We start from the raw sequence: 25,409 nt of genomic DNA on the forward strand, positions 1-25,409 counted from the left end.
TAACAGAAAAATGGCATTTCTAATCAATACCCTCCGGAAGCCGCGAAATCAAACAGATGTGGGACGAAATGGAATGAGTGCCGGCTTCGAAAAGGCGGACACATCATCAGAGACCGACGGGACTCTCGCCGGGGCCGATCTGCAGACGGCGCTCTTCGATGCGGTGTGCGACAGCCTTTCGGCAGCGTTCATCATCTACGACAAGAACGATCATCTGATCTTCGCAAGCCGCCAGATTCTCGAATTCTTCCCCTTGCCGTCCGAGATGCTGAAGCCAGGCATCCGGCTGCGCGATTTCCTGGGCGCGATCTACGATACCGGCGTTCGCCAGCAATATATCAGGCAGAGCGGCTCGCTCAGCCGCGAGGACTGGCTGTCGCAGAAAATCGCCTCGCATTGGCGCGAACGCTTCGAATCCGTCGAGCGACATGGCGCCGACAGCTGGGTCCGCTTCGTCAAGCGCAGGTTGCCGGGCGGTTACGGCGTCACCGTCGTCTCCGACATTTCCGAGGACAAGAAGCGCGAGGAGCAGTGGCGCTCGGACATGGAGCGGGTGCAGCTCACCGAAGACATTCTCGATAACCTGCCGTTCCCGCTTTTCGTCAAGGATCGCAACCTCACCTATGTCGCGGTGAACCTCGCCTTTTGTGAGAAATACCAGCGGAGCGCCGACGAGGTGCTCGGGCGCAAGAGCGGCGATCTCTTCTCACCCGAGATCGCCAAGCGCTTCGAAGAAAGCGATCGTCACGTGCTGGAAACCGGCGAGATGTCGATCTCCCGCCAGCGGCAGATCTCCCGCGACGGCATCGAGCGCGACATCGTCAGCCGCAAGCATCGCATCGGCAAGCCCGGCCGCTATTTCCTGGTGTCGACCATGCAGGACCTGCCGCGCGACGGCGCCGATCTCGAGGAGTTCGACCGCGCCTCGGCGATCACCGCCTCCACCAACCAGAGTTATCGCCGCGCCTATGTGCCGGTGCCGAGCGCGGTGGAGCGCCGCGAGCCGGCGGCGATGGAGGCGATCGTTCCGGAGAATTTTTCCGGCCGCAAGATTCTCGTCGTCACCGCCGACCTCGCCGCCGAGACCGCCGCTCTGCGGACGCTGACGAAATACGGTTTCGAATCCTGCTCGGTGCGCGGCGAGGATGAAGAGGAGCGGTTCCTGGAAATCGCCACCTCCTCCGGCATTTCGCTCGATCTGCTGATCATCGACAATCAGATGGGCATGCGCTGCCTCGAGCTTGCCGAGCAATACGGAATTCCGGCGCTCGTCATGGACGGCTTCCAGATCGCCAACGAGCTCACCTTCCAGATCGCCCGCCATTTCAATCGCAACAGCCGCAACAACGGCGGCGGGGCGGACGCGGATTGGGAAATCAGCACTTCCGACGATACTGCCGGCCTGCAGGTTCTCGTCGCCGAAGACAACGATATCAATCAGATCGTGTTTTCACAGATCCTCGAGGGCCTCGGCTATCGTCATATGATCGCTGCGACCGGCGACGAGGTCGTGCGCCTCTGGGCCGAACACCGGCCCGGCGTGGTGCTGATGGACATTTCGCTGCCGGGCTTCAACGGCTTCGAGGCGGCGCGCCTAATTCGACAGATGGAGGAAGCCGGCGGCGCAGCCCGCACGCCGATCATCGGCGTGCTGACCCAGGCCTTCGAGCGCGATCGCGCCGAATGCGCCAAATCGGGCATGGACGACGTCATCATGAAGCCCGTCAGTCCCGACATGCTGGAGACGATATTTCAGAAATACCTGACGGAAGGGGCTGCGCCGGTTCGAGCGAGCGGATGAGACGGAAGTCCGATCGCCGTCTCCCGTATACCGCAATCTCCCCAAATCTGGGGTAGATCAGCCCGTCAAGGCAGCTGATTTACTAGCGAATTGTTAAGAAATGCCGGTCATTCTCTCCTCGGCTGCGGAGGGAAGCTCGGGTTTGGATGATGAAATCGGCGGAAACAGCTTCCTTGACCGTGAGTCACAATGAGCTTCAGGCGATGGCTTATACCGATCCGCTGACCGGGTTGGGAAACCGCAATCGCATGCGCGACAAGGTGCTGCAGATCTCTGCCGAGCGCGCCAGCGATCCCGCTCCCTTCACCATCGGCATCGCCAATCTCGACAGCTTCAAGCCGATCAACGATCTTTTTGGCTCCTCGGCCGGCGATGAGATCCTTTGCCAGGTCGCCCATCGGCTCAGGGCCTGCATTCCGGACGGGGCGCTGGTCACCCGTCACGATGGTGACGAATTCGCCTTCGTGCTGCCGTTGATCTTCGAGCGGGCGAGCGCCGAAAAATTCGGCCAGATGATCCGCGAGGTGCTGTCGGCGCCCTATGACCTCGGCGACCGCAATGTTCGTCTCTCCGCCTCCTTCGGCTTCGCCATCTACCCGTTCGCCGGAGAGGATTGCGAGGAACTGTTGAAGAGCGCCGAAACCGCCCTCTATCGTTCCAAGCGTCGCGGCCGCGGCCAGATCACCGTTTATTCGCGAGAAATCGCCCAGGAGATGAAGCGCGCGACACAGCTGGAGCAGGCGCTCAGAAATGCGATCATCTCCGACGCCATCGATGTACATTTCCAGCCGATCGTCTCGCTCGGCAACAATCAGGTCGTCGGCTTCGAGGCGCTCGCCCGCTGGAACGATCCCGATCTCGGTTTCGTGTCCCCCGGCGTCTTCGTGCCGCTCGCCGAAGAGCGCGGTTTCATCGACGCCCTGTCGGAGGCCCTGCTTCGCAAGGCCGCCGAAGCAGCCTTGTCCTGGCCGCGCGAACTCTTCCTGTCCTTCAACCTCTCTTCGGCGCAGCTGATGGATCCCGGCACGAGCGGCAGCATCCTGTCGATCCTCGGCCGCGTTGGTTTCGATCCGCACCGCCTGGAACTGGAAATCACCGAGACGGCGGTGATGGGTTCGGCCGATACCGCCCATCGCATCATCGCCGATCTGCGCGCCGCCGGCGTTCGCATCTCCCTCGACGATTTCGGCACGGGCCAGTCGAGCCTCGGGCGTCTGCGCGACTTCATCTTCGACAAGATCAAGATCGACCGCGCCTTCGTCTCGCGCATCAATTCCGACCGCGCCTCCGAACACATCATCAAGGCGATCCTTTCCATGTGCGAAGGCTTGGAGCTGGAAGTCGTGGCCGAAGGTATCGAGGATTATGCCGAGGCGGTAAAGCTGCGCACACTCGGCTGCGGCATGGGCCAAGGCTACCATTTCGGCCGCCCGGCCGATGGCATCGCCACGCTGCGCTTCCTGCACGAGAACTATTACGATATGGCGCCCGCCGAGCGCGTCAGCGCATAAGCTATCCCACCAAAAGTGCGCAGCGGTTTTGCGTCCGGGATTGCGTCAAGCGATAACCAAACAGCGATGGCGCCCCTAGGAGCGCCATCACCTACGCTATACTACCGCGCGCGCGGTTTACTTAGGCGTGGTCGAGCCGGTTGCCGTCGTATCGGTGCCGGTTGCGGCCGGGGCCTTCTCTGCAGACTGCATTGCCAGCGTCTTGAACTCGGGCGCAGCCTTCAGCGATTCAGCGGTCTCGCTGGTTGTCAGCTTGAGACTGCCATCCTGGGTATTCTGGGCGATGGCGATTTTCTCCATCGGAACGGCGACATCCTTTTCGCCAATGCCGAGGAAGCCGCCGACGCCGACGATCGCAGCAACGATGCCGCCATCCTTTTTCATGATCAGGTCGTTGATGCTACCGATGCTTTCATTGTTGGCGTTGTAGACCGACTGACCGATATAGGTGTTGGCGCTGACCTGGTCCGGAGCCTGCTCCGTCAGATAGGTACCTTGAGCGACATCCGTGCTCGGTTTTGCAGCCGGAGCCTGTGCAGCGTCGCCTGCGGGCTTGGTGACATCAGGGGTGACCGGCTTGGGGGCAGCCGGATCGGCCGGCGCTGCCTGATTGGTCGCGGCGGGATCGGCAGGCTGCGGCGCCGTCTGCGAGAATGCCGCCGGTGCGAAAGCCGTGGCAAACAGCGCGCCAGCGGCAACGGTCGTCAAAAGTTTGCTTGTCATTTCGAACCTACTTTCATTTCCCTAGAGTGATCGCTGACCCGGCAATGCATCATCCTTGCCGCGCCGGTTCGAAGGGAAAATGAGCGGTGCGCCGATTGGTTCCGGTTGAAAACACGGAAAATTTCTCGATTATCACGGAACTTTTATTGGCGAACGGCCCGAAACGAAAAAAGGCGCCCCAGCCGGGAGCGCCTTGAATGGTGGCTGGCCGATACGGCAGTCAGAGCACATAGACGGGATCGAACACGCCCTTGACCTCGATGCCGAGTTCCAGAAGCGCGCCGGCACTCGGCTGAGCCGAACGGGCATCCTCGTCAAGCCCTTCCCAGGCCGTCGTCACCGCCAGCCGGTCGGCATTGGCGCCGATGAAGGCCGGGCAGGAGGGCTGGACGGCGGGAACCTTGTAGCGCGAGATACGCAAACCATCGGGATTGTAGCGATCGACGACACCGGCGCCCCAGCGGGCATTCCAGATATAGCCGTCGGCATCGACCACCGAACCGTCGATGCCGCCGGGCTCGTTCATGCTGTCGACGAGCACGATCGGCTCGCCCGAGGGCAGGCCGGTCTGCGGATCGACCATGACGCGCATCAGCCGGTTGATGCGGGAATCCGTGTAGTATCCGACCGTGCCGTCCGGGGAAAAGCAGATTGAATTCGGGATGCTGATGCCGCTGAAGATCTTTGTCACCTTGCCGCCGGCAACATGATAGATGGCGCCGGCCTGGTTCTCCGCCCGCTTGCTCATCGTGCCGATCCAGAGTGAGCCCGACGGATGGGTGCGGCCGTCATTCGAGCGGTTCTCCGGTCTGTCGTTTTCGAGCGCCGCATAGAAGGTGAGGTTGCCGCTGGCCAAGTCGCGCACGAAAAGCCCTTCTTCGGTCGCGATCAGCTGCCGTCCGGCGTCGATGCGGGCCAGCACGCTTGCCATGACCGGCAGCGAATGGACCTTTTTGGCGCGCGTCGAAAGGTTGAGCTCGTGCAGCTCCTTGCCGAGGATGTTGAACCACCAGACGGTATCGCTGTCCGGATCATAAGTCGGACCTTCGCCGAGAACGGAATTGGTGTTGCAAAGGGTCTTGCCTTCGAACTCGTAAATGTCGGTCATACGTTCACGCTCCCATGGCTGCATCATAGGCGTAAATGGTCGCCTTGGCGCGCTCGGCAACCTCTGCCGCGGTCATTCCGGGCTTGTAGAGGCTGGTGCCGAGGCCGAAGGCTGAGATGCCGGCCTTGGTGTAATCGGCGAAGTTCTTCTCCGACACGCCGCCGACGGCGGCAATCGTCAGTTCCGGCGGCAGGATCGCCCGGATCGCCGTGATGCCGGAGGGGCCAAGAACGCTCGCCGGGAAGAATTTGAGACCGGTGGCGCCGGCCCGCGCTGCGGCGAGCGCCTCGGTCGGCGTAAAGACGCCGGGCATCGTCACCATACCATGTTCGCGCGCCCGGATGATCACCTCCGGTTCGACATTCGGGGTCACCAGCAGCTTGCCGCCGGCCGCATTCAGACTGTCGACAGCCTCCACCGTCAGCACCGTGCCGGCGCCGATCAGCACCTCGGCCGGCGCCATCTTCGCGGCAATCTCGATGGATTTGAACGGCTCCGGCGAATTGAGTGGGATCTCGATCGCCGTCAGGCCGTTTTCGATCAAGGCGCCGACGACGCTCTCGGTCTCGTCGGGCCGGATGCCGCGCAGGATGGCGATCAGCGGGCGCTTCATGTCGGGGAAGGGGATACGGTTCATCATGTCAGCTTTCTCAATTCGGCCAGATGGCTTCGGCGGCTGCCGATAGGCCGCGGCGCACGGCCGCGTCGGCGTCGATGGCGGCGAAGGCAAGGGAGAGGGTGTTGAAAGCCTGCTCGTAGAGCGCCTGCAGGCGTCCGGAGGCGACGAGGGTGATGCCTGAGTTGGCGGCATCCTGCAGCGCGCCGGCAATTTCGAGGCCGATCAGTGTGCCGGAAAGCCGGGCCTGCGCTGATGCGGCGGAGATCCCGTGCAGCAGCTGGCCCGAACGGGCGGTAAACAGCAGATTGGAGGCAAGGGCCGGATGCGCAAAGGCCGCCGATACCGCCGCCTCGAAAGCAGCCGTATCCGCCGGCTGTTGTTCGGCACCCGACACGGCATGCGACAGGATCGTGCTTTTACTGATCGCGTCGAAAAGTTCGCCGGTCATGAAGGTCGAAAAGCCGGTGACCTTGCCGTCCACGACATGCACCCATTTCGAATGCGTGCCGGGCATGCAGACTGCCTGCGCCGCGGAATTCGCGCGGCCGAGCGCGCCGAGAAGCTGGGTTTCCTCGCCGCGCATGACATCGGGCCTCGCCGCATCCCGCTGGGCAAGGCCCGGCAGGATGCGGATGTCACGGCTTTCACCCGGCACGCGGACCGCCGCAGTGAGGATCGAGGCGAGCGGCGCGGGCACGTCGATATAACCGGCCTCGACCCAGCCCTGCCTTGCGCCGGCCATGCCGCAGACGATGACAGGCAGGCCTTCCGGCGCTTCGACAGCTGTAAGATGGCCCGACAGCACGGCGGAAAAGCTAGTCTTTGCCGCGCTGGTCATGCCTTCGCCGCTGCGGCGTTCGGCAAGGATGCTGCCGTCCCTGCCGATCAGCCAGAGCCGGAAACTGCTGGTGCCCCAGTCCACCGCGACATAAGCGGGATTAGCCATTACAAAACGCCTCCATCGACGATCAGGGACTGGGCGGTCATCGCCGCCGCGCAGTCGGATGCAAGAAACAGGCAGGGACCGACGATCGCATCGGCCTTGAGCGCGACTTTCAGGCATTGCTGCTCGACCGAGCGCGCAATGCTTTCCTCGGTGAGCCACAGCTGCATCTGCCGTTCGGTCACCACCATGCCGGGCAGGATGCAGTTGACCCGGATATTCTCCGACCCGAGCCGGCCCGCCATGCTCTTCGTCAGTCCGACGACCGCCGCCTTCGCTGCCGCATAGGCGGGAAATCCGCCCATGTTCAGCTTGAAGGCGATCGACGACATATTGACGATCGCGCCGCCGCCGGCCGACCGCATCGACGGCGCCACCGCCTGCGAGGTGAAGAACACGTGCCGCAGATTGACCGCCTGATTGTTGTCCCAATAGGCCTCGGTCACATCATCAAATTCATGGCGGTCGTCCCAGGCGGCGTTGTTGACAAGCACGCGGATCGGCCCGGATGTCTGAACGACGGCATCGACCGTGCGCCGGATCGCCTCGATGTCGCGCAGATCGGCATGGTAGAAGAGCACCGGATGCGCCGTTTCCCGCGACAGTCTTTCGGCGAGTTCCCTGCCGGCCGTCTCGGCAATGTCGATGAAGGAGACCTTGGCGCCCTGGCGTGCGAAACCTTCGACGATCGCCGCGCCGATGCCGGATCCGCCGCCGGTCACGAGCACGGCGCGATCCTTGAACTCGGGAAATTGTGCTGCCACTGCGCTCACCGTCTCCTCCGACGCCCAATGTTCCATTATTTGGAACTTAATTTGACTATGTGGAATTATCGGATTATGCTGGGCTTTCTGTCAAGGGCGCACGCCTGCAAGCGCGGACCGATTCAATGGCACATAGACAATGACTTCAAGCGACGGCATGGCTCAGGCACGCGAGACCGGCACCCTCGGCAAATTGATGGTTCTCCTCGATCTCGTCAGCCATGCGGATACGCCATTGCGCTTCACCGATATTCTGGCGCGGGCCGGCCAGCCGCGCGGCACGCTGCATCGCCAGCTCAGCCACCTGGTGGAGGAGGGGTTGCTCGAGCTTGATGGCGACGGCCGTTATGCGCCGGGCCTGCGCCTGCTCGATTTTGCCGCGCGCAGCTGGGCGCGCAACGAATTCCGCCTGATTGCCGAACCGCACCTGAGCGAACTCCAGCAGGCGACCGGCGAGACGGTGCATCTCGGCGTTCTCCGGGGACAGTCGATCATTTATCTCGACAAGGTTGAAGGCCGTCAGCCGGTGCGCATGTATTCGCAGATCGGTAACGCGTCGCCCTGCTACTGCACTGGGGTCGGCAAGGCTGCTCTTTCGCTGCTTTCGCGAGAAACTCTTGTCGACCTCCTCGCCGGTCTGAGCTTCACCAGCTTTACCGCCTCGACCCATGCTTCGGCCGAGACGCTTACCGCCGAAATCCGCGAGATTGCCGAACAGGGCTATGCTTTCGACCGCGAGGAGCACGAGGCCGGCATCCGCTGCGTCGCCGCGCCGGTCTGGTCGGAGGATCGCACCTTCATCGGCGGCATTTCGGTCACCGGCCCGGCCTATCGGCTGTCGATGGAACTTCTGCGTCAGTGGGCCGTTCCCGTGCAGCTGGCGGCTGCAAGGATTATGGAGGGCATGCGCGTTCGCCTCGGCCCGCGCCGTTGACGGTCATCCCTTGCTGGACCCGCTTGCTGAGCATGCTTATGATGAGCGCGATATTGAGATTTACGGGCGAATCACGCCAAGTGGAATGGCCCGCGAAATCTGCAACCACGCATAAGCCTGTCCGCCGAGGCCGGCTCCATGTGATCCAACTCACGCTCCTCACGCCTCGATGCAACCGGAACCGGCCGCGGCGCCGAAGATGAAAACTGTGATGGTATCCTTGTCGCAAACATCCACGGAAGAAGACGATTACATCAATGAAATCGCCGGCCTGAAGACGCAGTTCGATATTTTCCGTTTCTTGAAACGCGTCACGGAAGCTTATCGCAGCCGTGCCTTCATGGTTCTCAATCTGCCGCCGATCACCTCTCTCGACCTGCAGGGCAGTACCGTCATCACCAGTTGGCCGGCCGAGCTTCTGGCGCTCTACGACCAGGAAGCGCTGATGGTGAACAGCCCGGTTCTGAGGCGGCTGAGAACATCGACGCGGCCGTTCTTTTACGACATGTCGCGTGAGACCTGGTCGCGGGACGACGGCAAGTCCGCGCTGGTCACCGGGTTGTTCGAGCGTTTCAGGATGATGCGCGGCGCCTATTTCCCAACCCATGAGGCCTCCGGCCTGCGCGGCGCCGTCTCCTTCTCGGGCGATCGTGAACCGTTCAGCGCCGCCGAGATGCGCGAGCTTTGCTATATCGCCATCCATGTCTTCGACAGGCTTGCCGAAATCCGCAACCTTGACACGCGCATGACGGCCTCGCTGACCGACCGCGAAATCGACTGCCTCAACTGGACGGCGGCCGGCAAGACCAGCGCCGAAATCGCGGAAATCCTGGCGCTGTCCGAGCATACGGTCAATCATTACCTCAACCGCGCCACCAAGAAGCTCGACACGGTCAACCGCACCCAGGCTGTCGCCAAGGCGCTGCGGATCGGCCTGATCAAATAAGTCGCAAAGATGGCGGCGCGCTGCGGGCGGCCGCTCAGTGCTTAGGCAGAAACGGGACGCGCCGCCGGCACTTCTGCGCGCTTTTCCCGATTTTTTCATCTGGCACGCTTTCTGCATCTCCTTTGCCAGAGGTCCAGAGGGGACTTTGATGACCAGCGCCAGGAAATGGCGCGGCCGACACCGCTGCCCGACGCCGACGCCGCTTCTCTCCCGGCCCTCGGCGTCGGTGGCGGTTGTTGCCTTTTGGCACCGCTTCTTTCGCAGCTGTTGACGAATTCCTCTTCCCGATCACTTTTCTCTGGCCTTTTTTTCGGCTTGCGCTAGTTCGCCCCGCATTGCGCCGGTTCTCGGGGAGAGAGACCGTTGCGGCCATCAGGGCGAAAAGCCCGGCGGACTTGATGGCCGCAACGGCTTCGCGGGGTCCCCGCCGGCGTTTTCGACGCCGGCAAATCCAATTTTCCTCCCGATGATTTTGTTTGGCGAAGGCGTGCGGCTCCACTATCTCTACCGCATGATTTCATGTCTTGGTCGGAATCGGCCGAGACTAAAATCATGCGCGCGTCTTGAAAGGCGCGCGGCGCCGTAGTCTGCGAGAAGAACCAATGAGGGTGGAATGACTGACGTCACGAAGGAACAGGTTCTCGAAACGCTGAAGACCGTGCGCGGACCGGATCTTGAACACGACATCGTCGCGCTCGGCATGGTCTCCGATATCTTCATTTCCGACGGCAAGGTCTATTTCTCCATCACCGTTCCGGCCGAGCGCGCCAAGGAACTGGAGCCGATGCGGCTCGCCGCCGAGCGCGTCATCAAGGAGATCCCGGGTGTCAAGGGTGCTCTCGTCACACTGACTGCGGACAAGAAGGCGGCCGCCGCGCCCGCTGCCCGCCCGGCGTCGAATCCGCCCCACGGTCATCCCGGTCATGATCATGGGCAACACGCGCATGCGCCGCAGCAACAGCCGCCCCGAACCGGCAAGATCGGCGTCCCCGGTGTCGGCGCCATCATTGCCGTCGCCTCCGGCAAGGGCGGGGTCGGCAAGTCCACCACCGCCGTCAACCTGGCGCTCGGTCTGCTCGCCAACGGTCTTCGCGTCGGCATTCTCGATGCCGATATCTACGGCCCCTCGATGCCGCGGCTCTTGAAAATCTCCGGCCGCCCGACGCAGATCGATGGCCGCATCATCAATCCGATGGAGAATTACGGCCTCAAGGTGATGTCGATGGGTTTCCTCGTCGACGAGGAGACGGCGATGATCTGGCGCGGGCCGATGGTCCAGTCGGCGCTGTTGCAGATGCTGCGCGAAGTGGCATGGGGCGAGCTCGACGTCCTGGTCGTCGACATGCCGCCCGGCACCGGCGATGCGCAATTGACGATGGCCCAGCAAGTGCCGCTTGCCGGCGCCGTCATCGTTTCCACGCCGCAGGACCTTGCCCTGATCGATGCCCGCAAGGGCCTCAACATGTTCCGCAAAGTCGAGGTGCCGGTTCTCGGCATCGTCGAAAACATGAGCTATTTCATAGCGCCCGACACCGGCACCCGCTACGACATCTTCGGTCATGGCGGCGCCCGCAAGGAGGCCGAGCGCATCGGCGTGCCCTTCCTCGGCGAAGTGCCGCTGACGATGAACATCCGCGAAACGTCAGATGCCGGCACGCCGCTCGTCGCCTCCGATCCGAACGGCGTCGTCGCCGGCATCTATCGCGGCATCGCCGCCAAGGTGTGGCAGCAGCTCGGCGGCCAGCCCCAGCGCCCGGCGCCGGCGATCGTTTTTGAATGACGTCTCCGTTTATGGGCAGACTTCCAGGCCAGGGCGCGCGCATGACAGCAGAGCGCTGAGCCGCCGAATCACCGTTGCGATCACCCCGAATTGTGCAGGAAATGTGGTGAAAAGCCGCGCTTCACGGAAGATGTCTTGATTATTTCACGGCTTTGCTTCATATGCCGCGGCGCCATGATGGCATTGCTGCAGATGCTCAACGACGGCCGTCTTCGTTTCGAAGGTCCGGCCCGCCTGCAAGGTCGAAGGATGGGTACTGCGATGCGGTGGAGCACAATGGGCATGCTGGCTTTTGCGGCCGGATGCAGCCGGAGTTGTATGAACTTTCTTGATCTGCTTCCGTTTGGACCTGGGACGTGCCAGCCTCGCATTGCCGCGATGGCGGACGGATGGAAAGGCTTGCGATGAAGATGGCGATGACCACGAAGTGTCGTGAGCATCGGAGACGCTGCCGGTGATCACCGCTTACCGTTCCAATTGCAAATCGGTCGAGATCCGCGATCTCGCGCAGCCGGCATCCTTTCCCGAGGATGTCGTCTGGATCGACATGATCGAGCCGAGCCGCGAGGAGGAGCTTTATGTCGAGAAGGTTCTGGGCATCGAGGTTCCGACCCGTGACGATCTCAAGGACATCGAACCTTCGGCTCGCCTTTATATCGAAAACGACGCCGTCTTCATGACCGCTTCGCTGGTCTGGAAGGCCGATACCGACGCGCCGACGCTGACCGATGTCGCCTTCATCCTGGCCAAAAACCGCCTGGTCACCATTCGCTACGCCCAACCGAAATCCTTTGCGCTGTTTATCGCCGCCCTGCACCGGCTGCCGGAAAACTGGCGCAGCGGCGCGGCCCTTCTTGCCAAGCTGCTGGAGACGATCGTCGACAGGACTGCCGAAATCCTCGAAATCTCCGTCTCGCGCATCGACATCTTGTCGACGCATGTCTTCGGCAGGGCGAAAAAGGTCCGCAAGCCTTCGAACTACCTCGAGCAGAAATTGCGCGATATCGCCGGTCATCACCGCATGATCAGCAAGCTGCGAGACAGTCTCGGCTCGCTTTCCCGGCTTCTGACGTTCTTCTACACGATCCCGGCGATCCAGCAGGATCACGAGGCGAAGGAGCTCTGCCGCACCGTCTCACGCGATATTCAGTCGCTGTCGGAGCATGCCTCCTTCGTTGCCGCCAACATCACCTTCCTGCTCGATGCCTCGCTCGGCCTCATCAACATCGAACAGAACTCGATCATCAAGATTTTCTCGATCGCCTCGGTCGTGTTCCTGCCGCCGACATTGGTCGCCTCCATCTATGGCATGAATTTTCAGGTCATGCCGGAACTGGCCTGGACGGGGGGTTATCCCTATTCGCTGGCCTTGATGGTAATATCGGCCGTCATTCCTTTTTTCTTTTTTCGCTGGAAAGGCTGGCTCTGAGGAGCTTGTTGAAATTTCATGTCCGAAGAGAGCCATCCTCCGCACGAACGCCATATGACGCCGCGCAAGCTGTTCTATCTCGCGCTCGGTTCCGTCGGTGTCGTCTATGGCGATATCGGTACGAGCCCGCTCTACGCTTTTCGCGAGGCGCTGAAGCCCGTCGCCCATGACGGCGTCACCCGTTTCGAGGTCATCAGTCTGATTTCGCTGATGATCTGGGCGCTGACCATCATCGTCACCATCAAATACGTTCTCTTCCTGCTGCGCGCCGACAACGACGGGGAGGGCGGCACGCTGTCGCTGCTCGCCCTTCTGATGAAGACCGCCAACGGCCATACCGCACTGCTGATGCTGCTCGGACTGATGGGCGCTGCCCTGTTCCTCGGCGATGCGATGATCACGCCGGCGCTTTCGGTGCTGTCGGCCGTCGAGGGTCTGAAGCTCGTCACGCCCAGCCTGGCGGAATACATCGTGCCGATCTCGGTGGCGATACTGGTGCTGCTCTTCGTCGTGCAGTCGCGCGGCACCGGGGCCGTCGCCAAATTCTTCGGCCCGATCACCGCCGTCTGGTTCCTCGTCATCGCCGCCGCCGGCATTTCCCACATCTCCGACGATTTCGGCATTCTGGCCGCCTTCAACCCCTATTATGCGGTCAGCTTCCTGCTGCATGAGGGTTTTTACGGTGTCGTCGTGCTTGGTGCCGTCTTCCTGACGGTGACGGGCGCCGAGGCGCTTTATGCCGATCTCGGCCATTTCGGCCGTCGCCCGATCCAATGGGCCTGGTTCGCGCTGGTGTTTCCGGCGTTGACGCTGAACTATCTCGGGCAGGGCGCGCTCGTGCTCGGCAGACCGGAGACGATGTCCGACCCCTTCTATCTGATGTTTCCGCAATGGGCGCTGCTGCCGGTCGTCATCCTCGCCACCGCCGCAACAATCATCGCCAGCCAGGCCGTCATAACGGGGGCCTTTTCGCTGGTGCGCCAGGGCATCAACCTCGGCTTCCTGCCGCGCATGGAAATCCTCTTCACCTCGGAAACCAATACTGGACAGATCTTCTTGCCGTCGGTCAACGCCGTGCTGTTCTTTGGCGTCATTTTCCTGGTGCTGAGCTTCAAGACGTCGGACGCATTGGCGACCGCCTACGGCATCTCCGTCACGGGCGCCATGGTCGTCACCTCTATCATGGCCTTCGAATTCGTCCGCGCCCGCTGGAATTGGTCGCTGCCGGTCGCGGTGATCGCGCTCGCGCCGCTCGTCGTGCTCGAAATGATCTTCCTCGGCGCCAACCTTCTGAAGATCCACGATGGCGGCTATATCCCGATCCTGATCGCTACTGCCTTTACCGTCGTCATGTGGACCTGGCGCCGCGGCACCGCGATCCTGATGGAGAAGACCCGGCACACCGATATTCCGCTCGCCTCCTTCGTCAGTTCCATCGAGCGTAAGAGCGAGCATTCGCCGGCCCAGGTTCCGGGCACGGCGATCTTCCTGACCAGTGATCCGGAATCGGCCCCCGCCGCCCTGCTGCACAATCTCAAGCACAACCACGTGCTTCACGATCGCAACGTCATCCTGACGATCCGCACGGTCAACAAGCCGCGTGTACCGAGCCACGACCGCTACAAGGTCGAGCCGATTTCCGAACGCTTCTCGCGCGTCGAGCTGCTCTTCGGCTTCATGGAATCGCAGAACGTCTCGCAGGCGCTGGCAACGTTGCGCAAGACCGGTCTGAAGTTCGACATCATGTCGACCTCCTTCTATCTCGGCCGCCGCAAGCTGGTGCCGGATGCCAAGTCGGGCATGCCCTACTGGCAGGACCGGCTGTACATCGCGCTGGCCAACGCCGCCGCCAACCCCTCGGACTACTTCCGCCTGCCGGCCAACCGCGTCGTGGAGCTGGGCTCGCACGTTATTATTTGATGCGTGGGCAAAGACCCGCCCCAACCCCTGCCCACAAGGGGGAGGGGCTTAACTTGCCGCGACGACTTAACATATTTTCAACGTGTCGGAGGACCCGAGGCGGAACCCCCGGGTTAGTCCCTCCCCCTTGTGTGCAGGGGTTGGGGAGGGGTCTTTCACAAGGCTGCGACACACACCTCGTCCTATGAACTTATCAGCCATATTAGAACATCCAAAAACTCCCACTGCTACTTTCCGGCACGCCTCGTTAACCGGACGTCAAGGTTAATGAGAGATTTTCGATGGCATGTTCCCGCGTTCCATGCCCGGAGTTCGTGTTGCGTCGAAAGAGCCCTTCCCGTAGCAAGCTGCGTCTTCTTCCCGAGAACTGGGTGTCGCCCGCCATCTTCGGGCTTGCCGGCTGGCTGATCTTCCCGAGCGTTGCCTCCCACGCCGATCTCGCCACGATGCTCGCCGGTCTCGATCGTGAGGGGGAGAGCTGGCGCATGGTGCTGACCAATTCGCCGGCCGGCTCCATCCACCAGGCCGAGCTCGCCTTCGCCGATCCGGCAGCGACCGGCTCGATCGCCTCAGACGCCGGCATGGTGCTGCCCGATGGCCGCAAGGTGGCTTTTACGGCCAAGGACAAGGGTCACGAGGACACGCCGGACGAGGACCGCGTCATTCGCGGCACGAAGAAAGGCCGCGTTGTCGCCGTCGAGAAGATGCAGCCGCCGAAGGATTTTTCCGCCGGCTCGATTCTCGAGCGCACCAAGATGCTGTTCACCCCGAATTTCGATCTCAAGGACCGGTCGGCTTTCGTCAAGCCGAAGATCCAGGGCAGGGAAATCGAGATCGCCACCTCTTTCTATAAGAAGCAGCCGGTGATGCCCGAGGTCGGCGTGCCGGCGATGCTCGCAAGCCTCGTCACCAGCAACAAGGCCGACGTGCTTGCCACCGCCTATGCGCCGGCCGCACCGGATTATGCCCGCCAGTCGCCCTTCGATTCGATCCTGACCGAACCGGACAGCGGCCGCTTCGTGCCCCAGATCGGTCCGGGCGACCACGCCTGGGCCGCAAGCGTGCTGCCGCCGAGCGTCTTCTCCGCCCGCGAGCAGCAATGCCTTGCCTCCGGCATCTATTTCGAGGCGCGCGGGGAATCGGTGAAGGGCCAGGCGGCCGTCGCCCAGGTCATCCTCAACCGTGTCCGCAACCCCGCCTATCCCAAGAGCATTTGCGGCGTCGTCTATCAGAACGAGGATTGGCGCAACCGCTGCCAGTTTTCCTTCGCCTGCGACAGCATCAAGGACCGGGTGAATTCACAATATCACTGGCGGATGGCCCGCGACGTGGCCATGGCGGTGACATCAGGCAAGATCTGGCTGCCGCAGGTAGGTTCGGCAACACACTACCATGCCGTCTATGTCCGCCCGAAATGGGCAAAGACCATGGAAAAGGTGGGGCGCATCGGTCTCCACGTCTTCTACCGCACCTATGGCGGCGGCTGGAGCTAAGAGAATCCGCCAGGGCGGCAGTGATTTCCGGCCCGCAAAAGCGGATTCTTTCCGTCGAATTTGCCCACACGGCTGAATATCGATATATCTCCTTGATTTTACACCATTATTTTCTGGCTGGACAGAAGCCGTCTACGCCTTGACTATACCAATCCCTAAAACTATGTTGCGCGCGACTTCAGAACGGGCCGGAAGGGTCTCAACCTTCGCGTCCGGGGTCCGAATGACCGGGGTAGCGGGAGTGCGGGCGACGGGCAGGCGAGGAGAGATCCATGGCGGACGACCGCGAGGAAAGTCTTGAGAAGCGCCGTGCGCAACTGGGAGCGGAACTCGCGACCAAGCGCGCTGAGGCGGGAGTGGAAAAAGCAAGCGAGGCCCAAGCCGAGGTAAGCCGCAAAGGTTATGCCCAGGCGATGAAGCTTTCCAGCGAGTTCATTGCCGCAATCGTCGTCGGTGCCGTCCTTGGCTATCTTCTCGACCGTTTTGTTGGCACGGCGCCTTGGGGGTTGATTGTTCTTCTGCTTCTCGGATTCTGTGCCGGCGTTCTGAACGTATTGCGTTCTGCGGGGGTGGTTGCTCATCCGCTGGACGACCAGGACGACAAGAAATAGGGGCCGGTCCCGGTCCAGTGCAATGACCCCGCGTCCTGCGGGCCAAAGAGAGAGAACAAGCGGTGTCTAACGATCCGACTCATCAGTTCCTGATCCAGAAGATTGTCCCGATCGAAATCGGCGGAATTGATTTTTCGTTCACCAACGCATCGCTCTTCATGGTCGCTTCGGCAGCCGTTGCCGCCGGCTTCCTGTATTTCTCGACCTCGAACCGCGCCATCGTGCCCGGCCGTTCGCAGTCGGTCGCGGAAATGTCCTATGAATTCATCGCCAACATGCTGAAGGAAGGCGCGGGCAAGCAGGGACTGAAGTTCTTCCCGCTGGTCTTCTCGCTCTTCATGTTCGTGCTGACGGCGAACCTGCTCGGCATGTTCCCCTATTTCTTCACGATCACCAGCCAGATCATCGTCACCTTCGCGCTGGCGATCCTCGTTATCAGCACGGTTCTGATCTACGGCTTCTATAAGCACGGTTTCCACTTCCTGAATGTCTTCGTGCCCTCGGGCGTGCCGGGCATATTGCTGCCGCTGGTCGTCGCGATCGAAATCATTTCCTTCCTGTCCCGTCCGATTTCGCTCTCCGTTCGTCTTTTCGCCAACATGCTCGCCGGTCACATCACGCTGAAGGTGTTCGCAGGCTTCGTCGCCTCGCTTGGAACCCTCGGTGCCGTTGGTATCGGCGGCGCCGTTCTTCCCCTCATCATGACCGTCGCCCTGACCGGTCTCGAGTTCCTCGTCGCCTTCCTTCAGGCTTACGTCTTCGCGGTGCTGACTTGCATGTACCTCAACGACGCAATCCATCCGGGCGGGCACTAAGGATAACGACAACGACGTCTCCAGGGCGTCAGTCATTCGCCGCAACAACCATTTCAAAGGAGTTCAACATGGAAGCGGAAGCAGCAAAGTTCATCGGTGCAGGCCTGGCTTGCTTTGGTATGGCCGGTACGGCTCTCGGCCTCGGCAATATCTTCGGCAGCTACCTCTCCGGCGCTCTGCGCAATCCGTCTGCCGCTGACAGCCAGTTCGGCCGTCTGGTATTCGGCTTCGCCGTTACGGAAGCTCTGGGCATCTTCTCGCTGCTCGTCGCTCTCCTCCTCCTCTTCGCTGTCTGATATCGGCGAATAGATGGATCACGGCCTGCGACCGCAAGCCGTGATCCTTTGCATTTGCAGTCCACCTGGAGGTGAGCATGTTTTTTGTGACCCCGGCTTACGCTGAAGAAGCACCGGCGGCAGCGACCGGCACGGATGCGCATGCCGCTCCGGCCGCAGGCGAGGTCCATACCGAGACCGGCGTTGCCGAAGGCGAACACGCCCGCGGCCCGTTCCCGCCTTTCGATTCGACGACCTACGCATCCCAGCTGCTCTGGCTGGTGATTACGTTCGGCGTCTTCTACCTCCTTATGCAAAAGGTCATCGCGCCGCGCATCGGGGCCATCCTCGATCAGCGCCACACGCGCATCTCCCAGGACCTGGAAGAAGCAGGCCGCCTGAAGGCGGAAGCCGACGCCGCCGTCCAGACCTATGAAGGCGAACTGGCCGCTGCCCGCGCCAAGTCCCACGCGATCGGCTCCGCCGCCCGTGACGCCGCCAAGGTCAAGGCCGAAGAGGATCGCCGCACCGTCGAGGCCAGCCTGTCGGAAAAGATCAAGGCTGCCGAAGCCCGCATCGCTGACATCAAGGCCAAGGCTTTCGCCGACGTCGGCACCATTGCCGAGGAAACGGCAGCCGCGGTCGTCGAACAGCTGATCGGCAGCACCGCTGCGCAGGCAGACGTCGCCGCCGCCGTCGCGGCCGCCAAGAAGGAGGCTTGATCGATGGAATTTCATTTCGACGCGACTTTCTTCGCTTTTGTCGGTCTCATCCTCTTCCTGGCGCTGGTCGTTTACCTCAAGGTTCCGGGCATGATGGCGCGCTCGCTCGACGACCGCGCCGACCAGATCCGTAACGAGCTGGCCGAAGCCAAGCGCCTGCGCGAGGAAGCCCAGCACCTGCTCGCCGAATACCAGCGCAAGCGCAAGGAAGCGGAAGCCGAAGCCGTCCACATAGTTGCCGCCGCTGAGCGCGAAGCCGAGATGCTGACCGCCGAGGCGAAGAAGAAGACGGAAGAATTCGTCGCTAACCGCACGGCGCTCTCCGAGCAGAAGATCAAGCAGGCCGAGGCCGATGCGATGAAGGCGGTGCGTTCCGCCGCCGTCGATCTGGCGATCGCAGCCGCCGAAACGGTGCTCGCCAAGAAGGCCGACGGCAAAGTCCAGTCCGAGCTCTTCGGCAACGCCGTCGGCCAGGTCAAGACACGGCTCAACTGAGCGGTAGCGTATAGAATGAGGAAAAGGCCGGGCATGTCCCGGCCTTTTTTTGTTGTTGAATACTCGATCTCGGGTCGAGGGCATACCGCTCCCTCTCGATTCCCTCTTCTCCCCTCGGGGGTCCGAAGGACGGGTCGAGACACGTGGCTCGACCCAGGTCGGTGCCCGTAGGGCGGATGAGGGAGCCGGGGAAGCCGTCTTTCCGAATGAAACCGATGCGGGTTTCGACCGTTCAAGCCTGTGTCGACGGTGTTCAGGGCGGTGGCGCGCGGCGTTACCGCTGGCGTGGCGGATAGGTTTTCCGTGAGGGTGTGCCGGCGGCCCCCTCATCCGCCTGCCGGCACCTTCTTGGATGAGCAAAATGTAGGATACTGATGCCTGCCGGGCGGGTGGCCGCCCGCCCGGCAGCTGGTTGTCGGATCGTCACCTTCTTAGCCGTTAGGGGCTGTGGGGAGCAGGATCGCAACCGGCTCTTCATCTGGCCCGTGTGGTTGCAGGAACCTTGGGGTTCGTATCCAAGACAGGGACGACGAAGATGACCGATAATAGCATGATTTGTGCCGGAATCGATGTCGGCAAAAGCCATCTCGACATTGCCCTCCATCCCGGCCGCGCAAGGCTGAGGGTCACTTATGACGCTGCTGGCCTGAAGGCGCTTGACGCCTTTCTTCAAGAGCATGACGTCAGCCGCATCGGCTTCGAAGCCTCCGGCGGCTATGAATGGCGGTTGCTGGCGCATCTGCGGGCCGGCAAGCGGCCGGCGGCGCGTCTGCAGCCGGCGCAATTGCGCTTCTTTGCCAAGAGCCGGCTCAAGCGAGCCAAGAACGATCGCCTCGATGCCGTGCTGATTGCGCTCTTCACGGCAAGTCTCGAGCAGTTGCCGGCGCTGCCGGATGCACGCCTCGACAAACTGGCGGCCGAACTGACCTATCTGGAACAGATCGAGCAGCAGATCGCCCTGATCAAAACCTTTGCCGAGACCGCCTTGTCGGAGGCGATCAAGCGCCGTCATGCGCGCGAGGTCGCCCGCCTCGAAACCTGCCGAAAGGCCCATCTGCTGCGGCTCGAAAAGATGGTTCGCGACGATTGTGACCTTTCGCAACGGCTCGATCTGCTGACCTCTATTAAGGGCATCGGGCTGCGCAGCGCCCTGTGCCTGATCATTCGGCTGCCCGAGCTCGGCCATGCCAGCCGCGCCGAGATCGCCGCCCTTGCCGGCGTCGCACCCTATGACGATGATAGCGGAAAATATCATGGCAGACGCCGCATCCAGGGTGGTCGCGAACGCCTGCGAAAGAGCCTGTTCATGTGCGCGTTTACGGCAACCCGGCACAATCCGGATCTCGCCTCTTTCTACGCCCGCTTGCGTCAGAACGGAAAGGATCACCTGTGCGCCGTCATAGCCGTCGCACGCAAACTCATCGTTCTCGCCAACACAATCCTCTCTCGAAAGACCGAATGGACGCCACAATACCAGCAAAAATGAAACATGGTTGCTCCCCGCCGGGGAGAAGAGGACATGCCGTGGCCTCTCTTTTCCTCGCGCGCCTCTTACGGTGCTAGTCCGGCTTCTCATTGCCAGGTTTTCTTTGGGTGAGCTATTCGGAAATCAGCTCGTCCATTTCAGGACCGTCCTCGCCCTTGCGCAGCGGTCTAAAGCTCATCCGGTGCAGCGAACACGGCCCATGTTTCTCGATGCCGGCGCGGTGCTGCGCCGTGCCGTAGCCGACATGGGCGGCAAACCCGTAATCCGGAAAAACATTATGCGCCCTTGCCATAATCCGGTCGCGCGTCACCTTGGCGACGATCGAGGCGGCGGCGATCGAGACGGATCGGGCATCGCCCTTGACCACCGCCTGTCCGGGGCAATCGAGGCCAGGCGGCACATCAAGCCCATCCGTCAGCACGTAGCTTGCGGGAACGGCGAGGCTGCAGATGGCGCGGCGCATCGCGTCCAGGCTGGCCTTGCGAATGTCGGTCTCGTCGATGCGGGTCGAGCTGGAAGAGGCGATGGAAACCGTCGCAGTCGCCAGGATTTGCACGAAGAGTTCCTCGCGTCGCTGCGCCGAGAGCTGCTTGGAATCGTTGAGGCCTTCAGGGATGCGCTTCGGATCGAGGATGACCGCAGCGGCCACTACAGGCCCCGCCAGCGGCCCGCGGCCTGCCTCGTCGGCGCCGGCGACCGGCCAGTGGCCGGCCTTGCGGGCTTTGAGCTCGAGCTTGAAATCCGGCACGAGAGGGACCGTGTCGAAAAGCAGGGGAGAATCGGGTGGCGTGCGACGTTTCATGCGGCTGAACCTCGCACGCCAACCCGATTTCCCGCAAGTCCCCGGATCAGGGCGGCGGCCGGGGACGGTCCGGCGGATGGTGGCGGTCAAAGCCATCCGCGGGAATTGCGCTCGGGGCTCGAAAACAGGGCGGTTTTTCTGAGCAGCCGATGCGCAAGCTTAAAAAATCAGAGCAGCGACAGCTGTACGCCGCTGCCATCCGGCGGCACGAACAGATCGTCGCGCAGCGGCACACTGCGCCGCGTCAGCTCGAAGCGTTTCGCCGCCATTTCGAAACGTCGGGCGATCTGCCAGGCATAGGGGCCGGCGCCCTTCATGCGCTTGCCGAATTCGGCGTCGTAATCCTTGCCGCCGCGCATCGAGCGCACCAGAGACATCACGTGCCGGTAACGATCTGGATAGTGCTGCAGCAGCCAGTCGCGAAAGAGCGGGCTGACTTCGAGCGGCAGCCTGAGAATGACATAACTCGCCTCGGCGGCGCCGGCAGCCTTGGCCGATTCTAGGATGCGCTCCAATTCGTGATCGTTCAGCGCCGGGATCAGCGGAGCGGCCATGACGGCAGTCTGGATGCCTGCCTCCGAGAGCGCATGAATGGTCTCCAGCCGTCGCGGCGGTGTGGCGGCGCGCGGCTCCATCGCTCGGGCGAGCTTGCGGTCGAGCGTGGTGACCGAGATGCCGACGCGCACCAGGTTCTTGCCGGCCATCTCCTGGAGAATATCGAGATCGCGCAGGATCATTGCCGATTTGGTGACGATCGACACCGGATGGTTCGCCTTGTTCAGCACCTCGAGGATGCCGCGCATGATGCGCCATTCCTTCTCGATCGGCTGATAGGGGTCGGTATTGGTGCCGATCGCGATCACCCGTACCTTGTAGCCTGGCTTGGCGAGCTCCCGCTCCAAGAGCTTCGCCGCATCGGGCTTGGCGAAGAGCTTCGTCTCGAAATCGAGCCCTGCCGAAAGCCCCATATAGGCGTGGGTCGGCCGGGCGAAACAATAGATGCAGCCGTGCTCGCAGCCGCGATAGGGATTGATCGAGCGGTCGAAGGAAAGATCCGGCGATTCGTTGCGGGTAATCGCGGTGCGCGGCTTTTCGATCTGCACCTCGGTCTTGAACGGCGGCAGCTCTTCCAGCGTCTGCCAGCCGTCGTCGAAGGTCTCCCGCTGCAGCGCTTCGAACCGTCCTGTTGGATTCAATCCGGCTCCGCGCCCGCGCCGGCGGTCGCCTTCGACCCTGAGACCGGAGGACACGATCATCGCATCGGCAATATCTGCCGTATTGGCAGGCGCGAATGCGGCCTGCCCTGCCAGGGACTGCTCTCTCATCGGATTCTCCCGCGGCGGAAAGCCGTTGCCTCCACCCGTTTTGATGATTAAATTCCTATCGACAAAATGAGAACAATGCAAGAACAAAATGCGCAAAAGGGTGCTGGCAAAAAATTGTGCGGCGCATTATGAATAATCGATGTTGACGGTTGTTCTCGAATGCCAGGATCAGGAATCCGAACTGGCGCAGACCTTATCGGTATTGGTGGCAGGCGCGGTGGAAGGGCTCGTCAGCGATGTGATCGTGCTTGATCACGGCTCGCGCGACGGCACCTCGCGGGTCGCCGACGCCGCCGGCTGCCGTTTCCATTCACAGTGGGATATCAAAGACATCGTTCGCTCCGCCCGCGGCGAATGGCTGCTCTTCGTCGAGCCGGGCGCCAGGCCGCAGGCCGGCTGGATCGATGAGATCGCCGAATACGTGGCGCTGAACAAGACGCCGGCGCGCTTTACCGCGTCGCGCGGCTATCGGCGCCCCTTCTTCCAGCGCGTCGCCCGCGCCCGGCCGCCGCTGGAGCTCGGGCTGTTGATGCCGAAGAACCTGGCGCTCGCCGCCGCCAGAAGCGGTATGCCTGTTGCCGACTTCGCCAAGGGGCAGAAGCCGCGCAAGCTCTCAAGTGAATTGATTCCCTCCTGGGTGGCGCGCGCTGCGCGGTAGAATGCCCATCCCTGCATCGACGCTGTCCGAGATGCCCATCACTCTAACCCTCTCCCGTTAAAAACGGGGCGAGGGGGCGTGCCCAACGCAACGTCGAGATGGAGGACGCCGGCGCGGCAAATCCCCGTCGCCCTGCAAGCGGGGGTCCGAAGGACGGGTCGAGACCCGTGGCTCGACCCCGGTCGGTGGCGGCAGCCGTCTCGCCGTAAGTGCGCTTTGTGTTACGTCCCGCCATCGCGCAAAGATGGCGCCCAATCGGATTTCGCGCTATAATTCGCCCATGGCGCCGCCGAAGCGCCGCGCTTCGCAACGGATGCCGTGAAATGCCGGTGAACGGCAGAACAGGTCGGCAAATCTCCTCTTCTGCCGGGTTTCCGGCGAAAGGAGGTGCGTCATGACACGCGGTAAGATCGACGGCGTACGCAGTATGATCTGCGGGCTGCTGGCGGTCATATTGCCGACATTGGTGATCGCGCATCCGCATTCGGCAGCATCGCAGACGATGCTCAGTTGCGCAGGCCGATCCGACGTCGTCAGTTTCCTCGACAGGAATTTCGGTGAGAAGCTCACCGCGGTCGGGCTGGTCAACCAGAACGCCGTTCTCGAGGTCTATGCCGCCAAAAGCGGCACCTGGACGCTCGTGGTCACGGATGTTCACGGCATAAGCTGCATCTTGCTGTCGGGTGATAGCTGGGATTCGATGCCGGCTCTGCCGGGCATTGCCACATGACAAACGCCGGCGCGTCGGCCCCGAAAAGTCTGAATCGGATTTTCGACGGCGCGATCGCGGCGGCTGTAACGGCAGCGCCGGTCTATTTCTGTGCGCCGCGTTTCAAGTGCTCGTCCAGGCGCGGCATGATTTCCACGAAGTTGCACGGTACGCTGCGATAATCGAGCTGTGCTTTCAGTATGCCGTCCCAGGCGTCCCGGCAGGCGCCGGGCGAGCCGGGCAGGGCGAAGATGAAGGTCGAGTTGGCAACGCCCGCAGTGGCGCGCGACTGGATCGTCGCCGTGCCGATCTTATCATAGGAAATACGGTGGAAGACGGCGGAAAAGCCGTCCATGCGCTTTTCGAACAGCGGTTCCAGCGCCTCGGGCGTCACGTCTCGGCCGGTAAAACCAGTGCCGCCTGTGGTGATGACGACGTCGATCTCATCCCGCTCGGTCCAGGTCTTGACCTGGGCGGCGATTTTCTCCCGGTCGTCGGGCACGATCGCCCGCTCGACCAGCCTGTGGCCAGCCTCGGCAATCCGCGCCGCCAGCGTATCGCCCGACTTGTCCGTCTCCGGGGTGCGCGTATCCGAAACGGTAAGAACCGCAATGCCGACGGCGATGAAGGGCCGTTTTTCGTCCAAGCCTGCCATCACATGCCTCCCGAAACCGTTTCCGTCGCCTGGAAATACCAGTCGGGCCGCGCCTCGTGAAGAGCCGCTGCCGCCTCTCGCGCGGCGGCCATGTCGGCAAAGATCCCGAAGCAGGTGGCGCCGGAGCCGGACATGCGGGTCAGCAAGGCGCCCTCAGCCTGCAGCATCGCCGAGATCGCCGTAATTTCGGGCACGGCTTGGCGCGCCGGCGGCTCCAGGTCGTTGCGGGCCGCGCCGATTGCCGCAAGCCAGCCGGCCGGCCGGGAGAGGTTCAGGGGTGAATTGTTCTTTGCCTCGAGCCGGCGGAAAACCTCCGGCGTCGAAACTCCCTTCAATGGGTTGGCAAGCACCATGGCGAAGGACGGCAGATCGGGCACGGCTTCGATCTCCTCGCCGATGCCGCGGGCAATCAGCGGCCGGCTCTCGAGGCACATGGGCACGTCGGCGCCAAGCTTCAGCGCCAGCGCAGCCAGCGTCTCTATCGGCAATCCAGTGCCCCAGAGGCGCATCAGCCCCCGCAGTGTCGCCGCCGCGTCGGCCGAGCCGCCGCCGATGCCGGAGGCAACAGGCAGGTTCTTCTGGAGGTGGATGTGAACGGGGAACGCAAGGGCGCCCACGACCTCGCGCAGGAGGTCGCGCGCTCTGATCACCAGGTTGATGCCGCCGTCGTCGGCAAGCGTCTCGCCGAAGCGGCCAGACAGGGTGAAGGTGTCGGCCTGCGCCGGCAGGAAGCCCAGCCGGTCGCCGCAATCTGCGAAGGTCACCAGCATATCGAGCAGATGATAGCCGTCCGGCCGCTGGCCCGTTACATGCAGGGCGAGATTGATCTTCGCGCGCGCCTCTTCGGTGACGCCGAAAGCGTTGGCCAAGCCCTGCTCAGGCATC

25 protein-coding genes are annotated in these 25,409 nt (G+C 62.3%); 16 read left to right on the plus strand and 9 right to left on the minus strand.

All coding sequences use genetic code 11. From position 1 onward, the window contains the following. Nucleotides 1–73: 73 nt before the first annotated feature. Together AMK02_RS04385 and AMK02_RS04390 are read left to right on the plus strand one after the other, a co-directional pair. Nucleotides 74–1,801, plus strand: coding sequence for a response regulator (locus tag AMK02_RS04385; RefSeq protein WP_064800830.1), 1,728 nt, complete (start codon nt 74–76; stop codon nt 1,799–1,801). A 146-nt stretch (nt 1,802–1,947) separates the two neighbouring features. Beyond that, entirely contained in the window at nt 1,948–3,312 is a 1,365-nt protein-coding gene (locus AMK02_RS04390) for a putative bifunctional diguanylate cyclase/phosphodiesterase (RefSeq protein WP_064800831.1), read from the plus strand. A gap of 117 nt (nt 3,313–3,429) precedes the next feature. Here AMK02_RS04390 and AMK02_RS04395 read toward each other — a convergent pair whose 3' ends face one another. From AMK02_RS04395 to AMK02_RS04415, 5 genes are all read right to left on the minus strand, one after another. Continuing rightward, entirely contained in the window at nt 3,430–4,035 is a 606-nt protein-coding gene (locus tag AMK02_RS04395) for a PRC-barrel domain-containing protein (RefSeq protein ID WP_064800832.1), read from the minus strand. 220 nt (nt 4,036–4,255) lie between these two features. Then, nucleotides 4,256–5,143 (minus strand): SMP-30/gluconolactonase/LRE family protein, encoded by an 888-nt coding sequence (locus tag AMK02_RS04400; RefSeq protein ID WP_064800833.1) that lies wholly within the window; start codon nt 5,141–5,143, stop codon nt 4,256–4,258. A 4-nt stretch (nt 5,144–5,147) separates the two neighbouring features. Beyond that, nucleotides 5,148–5,780, minus strand: a complete 633-nt coding sequence (locus AMK02_RS04405) for a 2-dehydro-3-deoxy-6-phosphogalactonate aldolase (RefSeq protein ID WP_064805920.1) — start codon at nt 5,778–5,780, stop codon at nt 5,148–5,150. Between the two features lie 13 nt (nt 5,781–5,793). Continuing rightward, entirely contained in the window at nt 5,794–6,708 is a 915-nt protein-coding gene (locus AMK02_RS04410; RefSeq protein ID WP_064800834.1) for a 2-dehydro-3-deoxygalactonokinase, read from the minus strand. Beyond that, nucleotides 6,708–7,505 carry an SDR family NAD(P)-dependent oxidoreductase gene (locus AMK02_RS04415; RefSeq protein WP_064800835.1) on the minus strand — a complete coding sequence of 266 codons (798 nt, stop codon included), beginning with the start codon at nt 7,503–7,505 and terminating at the stop codon, nt 6,708–6,710. The genes AMK02_RS04410 and AMK02_RS04415 overlap by 1 nt, the downstream gene beginning before the upstream one ends. Nucleotides 7,506–7,608: 103 nt before the next feature. On the opposite strand from AMK02_RS04415, the gene AMK02_RS04420 reads away from it, so the two are divergent. The 12 genes from AMK02_RS04420 (at nt 7,609) to AMK02_RS04480 (ending at nt 20,375) form a co-directional block, all read left to right on the plus strand. Next, nucleotides 7,609–8,403 (plus strand): IclR family transcriptional regulator, encoded by a 795-nt coding sequence (locus AMK02_RS04420; RefSeq protein WP_064800836.1) that lies wholly within the window; start codon nt 7,609–7,611, stop codon nt 8,401–8,403. 211 nt (nt 8,404–8,614) lie between these two features. Then, complete coding sequence (locus AMK02_RS04425; RefSeq protein ID WP_064800837.1) at nt 8,615–9,349, plus strand: LuxR family transcriptional regulator; 735 nt, start codon at nt 8,615–8,617, stop codon at nt 9,347–9,349. Between the two features lie 613 nt (nt 9,350–9,962). Next, nucleotides 9,963–11,129, plus strand: coding sequence for an Mrp/NBP35 family ATP-binding protein (locus tag AMK02_RS04430; RefSeq protein ID WP_064800838.1), 1,167 nt, complete (start codon nt 9,963–9,965; stop codon nt 11,127–11,129). A gap of 454 nt (nt 11,130–11,583) precedes the next feature. After that, nucleotides 11,584–12,558, plus strand: a complete 975-nt coding sequence (locus AMK02_RS04440) for a magnesium transporter CorA family protein (RefSeq protein WP_064800840.1) — start codon at nt 11,584–11,586, stop codon at nt 12,556–12,558. 18 nt (nt 12,559–12,576) lie between these two features. Then, nucleotides 12,577–14,478 carry a potassium transporter Kup gene (locus AMK02_RS04445; RefSeq protein ID WP_064800841.1) on the plus strand — a complete coding sequence of 634 codons (1,902 nt, stop codon included), beginning with the start codon at nt 12,577–12,579 and terminating at the stop codon, nt 14,476–14,478. A 281-nt stretch (nt 14,479–14,759) separates the two neighbouring features. After that, nucleotides 14,760–15,971, plus strand: a complete 1,212-nt coding sequence (locus tag AMK02_RS04450) for a cell wall hydrolase (protein ID WP_064800842.1) — start codon at nt 14,760–14,762, stop codon at nt 15,969–15,971. Between the two features lie 272 nt (nt 15,972–16,243). Further along, a complete protein-coding gene (locus AMK02_RS04455) occupies nt 16,244–16,582 on the plus strand; it encodes an AtpZ/AtpI family protein (protein WP_064800843.1) in 339 nt (112 codons plus the stop codon). A 62-nt stretch (nt 16,583–16,644) separates the two neighbouring features. Beyond that, nucleotides 16,645–17,397 (plus strand): F0F1 ATP synthase subunit A, encoded by a 753-nt coding sequence (locus tag AMK02_RS04460; RefSeq protein ID WP_064800844.1) that lies wholly within the window; start codon nt 16,645–16,647, stop codon nt 17,395–17,397. A gap of 68 nt (nt 17,398–17,465) precedes the next feature. Beyond that, a complete protein-coding gene (locus tag AMK02_RS04465; protein WP_003588243.1) occupies nt 17,466–17,693 on the plus strand; it encodes a F0F1 ATP synthase subunit C in 228 nt (75 codons plus the stop codon). Nucleotides 17,694–17,770: 77 nt separating this feature from the next. After that, the gene (locus tag AMK02_RS04470) at nt 17,771–18,394 is read left to right on the plus strand and encodes a F0F1 ATP synthase subunit B (RefSeq protein WP_064800845.1); all 624 of its coding nucleotides are present in this window, start codon (nt 17,771–17,773) and stop codon (nt 18,392–18,394) included. Nucleotides 18,395–18,397: 3 nt separating this feature from the next. Continuing rightward, on the plus strand, nt 18,398–18,889 hold the full coding sequence (locus tag AMK02_RS04475; RefSeq protein WP_064800846.1) for a F0F1 ATP synthase subunit B: 492 nt from the start codon (nt 18,398–18,400) through the stop codon (nt 18,887–18,889). Between the two features lie 535 nt (nt 18,890–19,424). Next, nucleotides 19,425–20,375: an IS110 family transposase gene (locus AMK02_RS04480; RefSeq protein ID WP_064800413.1), complete on the plus strand. Its 951-nt coding sequence runs from the start codon at nt 19,425–19,427 to the stop codon at nt 20,373–20,375. A 112-nt stretch (nt 20,376–20,487) separates the two neighbouring features. On the opposite strand, the gene AMK02_RS04485 is transcribed toward AMK02_RS04480, so the two are convergent. Continuing rightward, nucleotides 20,488–21,177, minus strand: a complete 690-nt coding sequence (locus AMK02_RS04485) for a ribonuclease HII (protein ID WP_064800847.1) — start codon at nt 21,175–21,177, stop codon at nt 20,488–20,490. A 167-nt stretch (nt 21,178–21,344) separates the two neighbouring features. Further along, nucleotides 21,345–22,502, minus strand: a complete 1,158-nt coding sequence (locus AMK02_RS04490) for a PA0069 family radical SAM protein (protein WP_064800848.1) — start codon at nt 22,500–22,502, stop codon at nt 21,345–21,347. Nucleotides 22,503–22,641: 139 nt separating this feature from the next. Between AMK02_RS04490 and AMK02_RS04495 the strand changes: the two genes are divergently transcribed. Beyond that, a complete protein-coding gene (locus AMK02_RS04495) occupies nt 22,642–23,160 on the plus strand; it encodes a glycosyltransferase family A protein (RefSeq protein WP_064800849.1) in 519 nt (172 codons plus the stop codon). A gap of 394 nt (nt 23,161–23,554) precedes the next feature. Then, nucleotides 23,555–23,890 carry a hypothetical protein gene (locus AMK02_RS04500; protein WP_064800850.1) on the plus strand — a complete coding sequence of 112 codons (336 nt, stop codon included), beginning with the start codon at nt 23,555–23,557 and terminating at the stop codon, nt 23,888–23,890. A gap of 82 nt (nt 23,891–23,972) precedes the next feature. On the opposite strand, the gene moaB is transcribed toward AMK02_RS04500, so the two are convergent. Further along, complete coding sequence (moaB, locus tag AMK02_RS04505; protein WP_064800851.1) at nt 23,973–24,524, minus strand: molybdenum cofactor biosynthesis protein B; 552 nt, start codon at nt 24,522–24,524, stop codon at nt 23,973–23,975. Beyond that, nucleotides 24,524–25,408 (minus strand): 4-(cytidine 5'-diphospho)-2-C-methyl-D-erythritol kinase, encoded by an 885-nt coding sequence (locus tag AMK02_RS04510; RefSeq protein WP_064800852.1) that lies wholly within the window; start codon nt 25,406–25,408, stop codon nt 24,524–24,526. The genes moaB and AMK02_RS04510 overlap by 1 nt, the downstream gene beginning before the upstream one ends. Between the last annotated feature and the right edge of the window lies 1 nt (nt 25,409).

Origin of the sequence: Rhizobium sp. N731 (assembly GCF_001664145.1) — a bacterium.
Lineage (GTDB): Bacteria > Pseudomonadota > Alphaproteobacteria > Rhizobiales > Rhizobiaceae > Rhizobium > Rhizobium esperanzae.

Coding starts and splice junctions, on each gene's coding strand:
- AMK02_RS04385 (WP_064800830.1), top strand. CDS start 74: ATGAGTGCCGGCTTCGAAAAGGCGGACACATCATCAGAGACCGACGGG.
- AMK02_RS04390 (WP_064800831.1), top strand. CDS start 1,948: ATGATGAAATCGGCGGAAACAGCTTCCTTGACCGTGAGTCACAATGAG.
- AMK02_RS04395 (WP_064800832.1), bottom strand. CDS start 4,035: ATGACAAGCAAACTTTTGACGACCGTTGCCGCTGGCGCGCTGTTTGCC.
- AMK02_RS04400 (WP_064800833.1), bottom strand. CDS start 5,143: ATGACCGACATTTACGAGTTCGAAGGCAAGACCCTTTGCAACACCAAT.
- AMK02_RS04405 (WP_064805920.1), bottom strand. CDS start 5,780: ATGAACCGTATCCCCTTCCCCGACATGAAGCGCCCGCTGATCGCCATC.
- AMK02_RS04410 (WP_064800834.1), bottom strand. CDS start 6,708: ATGGCTAATCCCGCTTATGTCGCGGTGGACTGGGGCACCAGCAGTTTC.
- AMK02_RS04415 (WP_064800835.1), bottom strand. CDS start 7,505: ATGGAACATTGGGCGTCGGAGGAGACGGTGAGCGCAGTGGCAGCACAA.
- AMK02_RS04420 (WP_064800836.1), top strand. CDS start 7,609: ATGACTTCAAGCGACGGCATGGCTCAGGCACGCGAGACCGGCACCCTC.
- AMK02_RS04425 (WP_064800837.1), top strand. CDS start 8,615: ATGGTATCCTTGTCGCAAACATCCACGGAAGAAGACGATTACATCAAT.
- AMK02_RS04430 (WP_064800838.1), top strand. CDS start 9,963: ATGACTGACGTCACGAAGGAACAGGTTCTCGAAACGCTGAAGACCGTG.
- AMK02_RS04445 (WP_064800841.1), top strand. CDS start 12,577: ATGTCCGAAGAGAGCCATCCTCCGCACGAACGCCATATGACGCCGCGC.
- AMK02_RS04450 (WP_064800842.1), top strand. CDS start 14,760: ATGGCATGTTCCCGCGTTCCATGCCCGGAGTTCGTGTTGCGTCGAAAG.
- AMK02_RS04455 (WP_064800843.1), top strand. CDS start 16,244: ATGGCGGACGACCGCGAGGAAAGTCTTGAGAAGCGCCGTGCGCAACTG.
- AMK02_RS04465 (WP_003588243.1), top strand. CDS start 17,466: ATGGAAGCGGAAGCAGCAAAGTTCATCGGTGCAGGCCTGGCTTGCTTT.
- AMK02_RS04470 (WP_064800845.1), top strand. CDS start 17,771: ATGTTTTTTGTGACCCCGGCTTACGCTGAAGAAGCACCGGCGGCAGCG.
- AMK02_RS04475 (WP_064800846.1), top strand. CDS start 18,398: ATGGAATTTCATTTCGACGCGACTTTCTTCGCTTTTGTCGGTCTCATC.
- AMK02_RS04480 (WP_064800413.1), top strand. CDS start 19,425: ATGACCGATAATAGCATGATTTGTGCCGGAATCGATGTCGGCAAAAGC.
- AMK02_RS04485 (WP_064800847.1), bottom strand. CDS start 21,177: ATGAAACGTCGCACGCCACCCGATTCTCCCCTGCTTTTCGACACGGTC.
- AMK02_RS04490 (WP_064800848.1), bottom strand. CDS start 22,502: ATGAGAGAGCAGTCCCTGGCAGGGCAGGCCGCATTCGCGCCTGCCAAT.
- AMK02_RS04495 (WP_064800849.1), top strand. CDS start 22,642: ATGTTGACGGTTGTTCTCGAATGCCAGGATCAGGAATCCGAACTGGCG.
- AMK02_RS04500 (WP_064800850.1), top strand. CDS start 23,555: ATGACACGCGGTAAGATCGACGGCGTACGCAGTATGATCTGCGGGCTG.
- moaB (WP_064800851.1), bottom strand. CDS start 24,524: ATGGCAGGCTTGGACGAAAAACGGCCCTTCATCGCCGTCGGCATTGCG.
- AMK02_RS04510 (WP_064800852.1), bottom strand. CDS start 25,408: ATGCCTGAGCAGGGCTTGGCCAACGCTTTCGGCGTCACCGAAGAGGCG.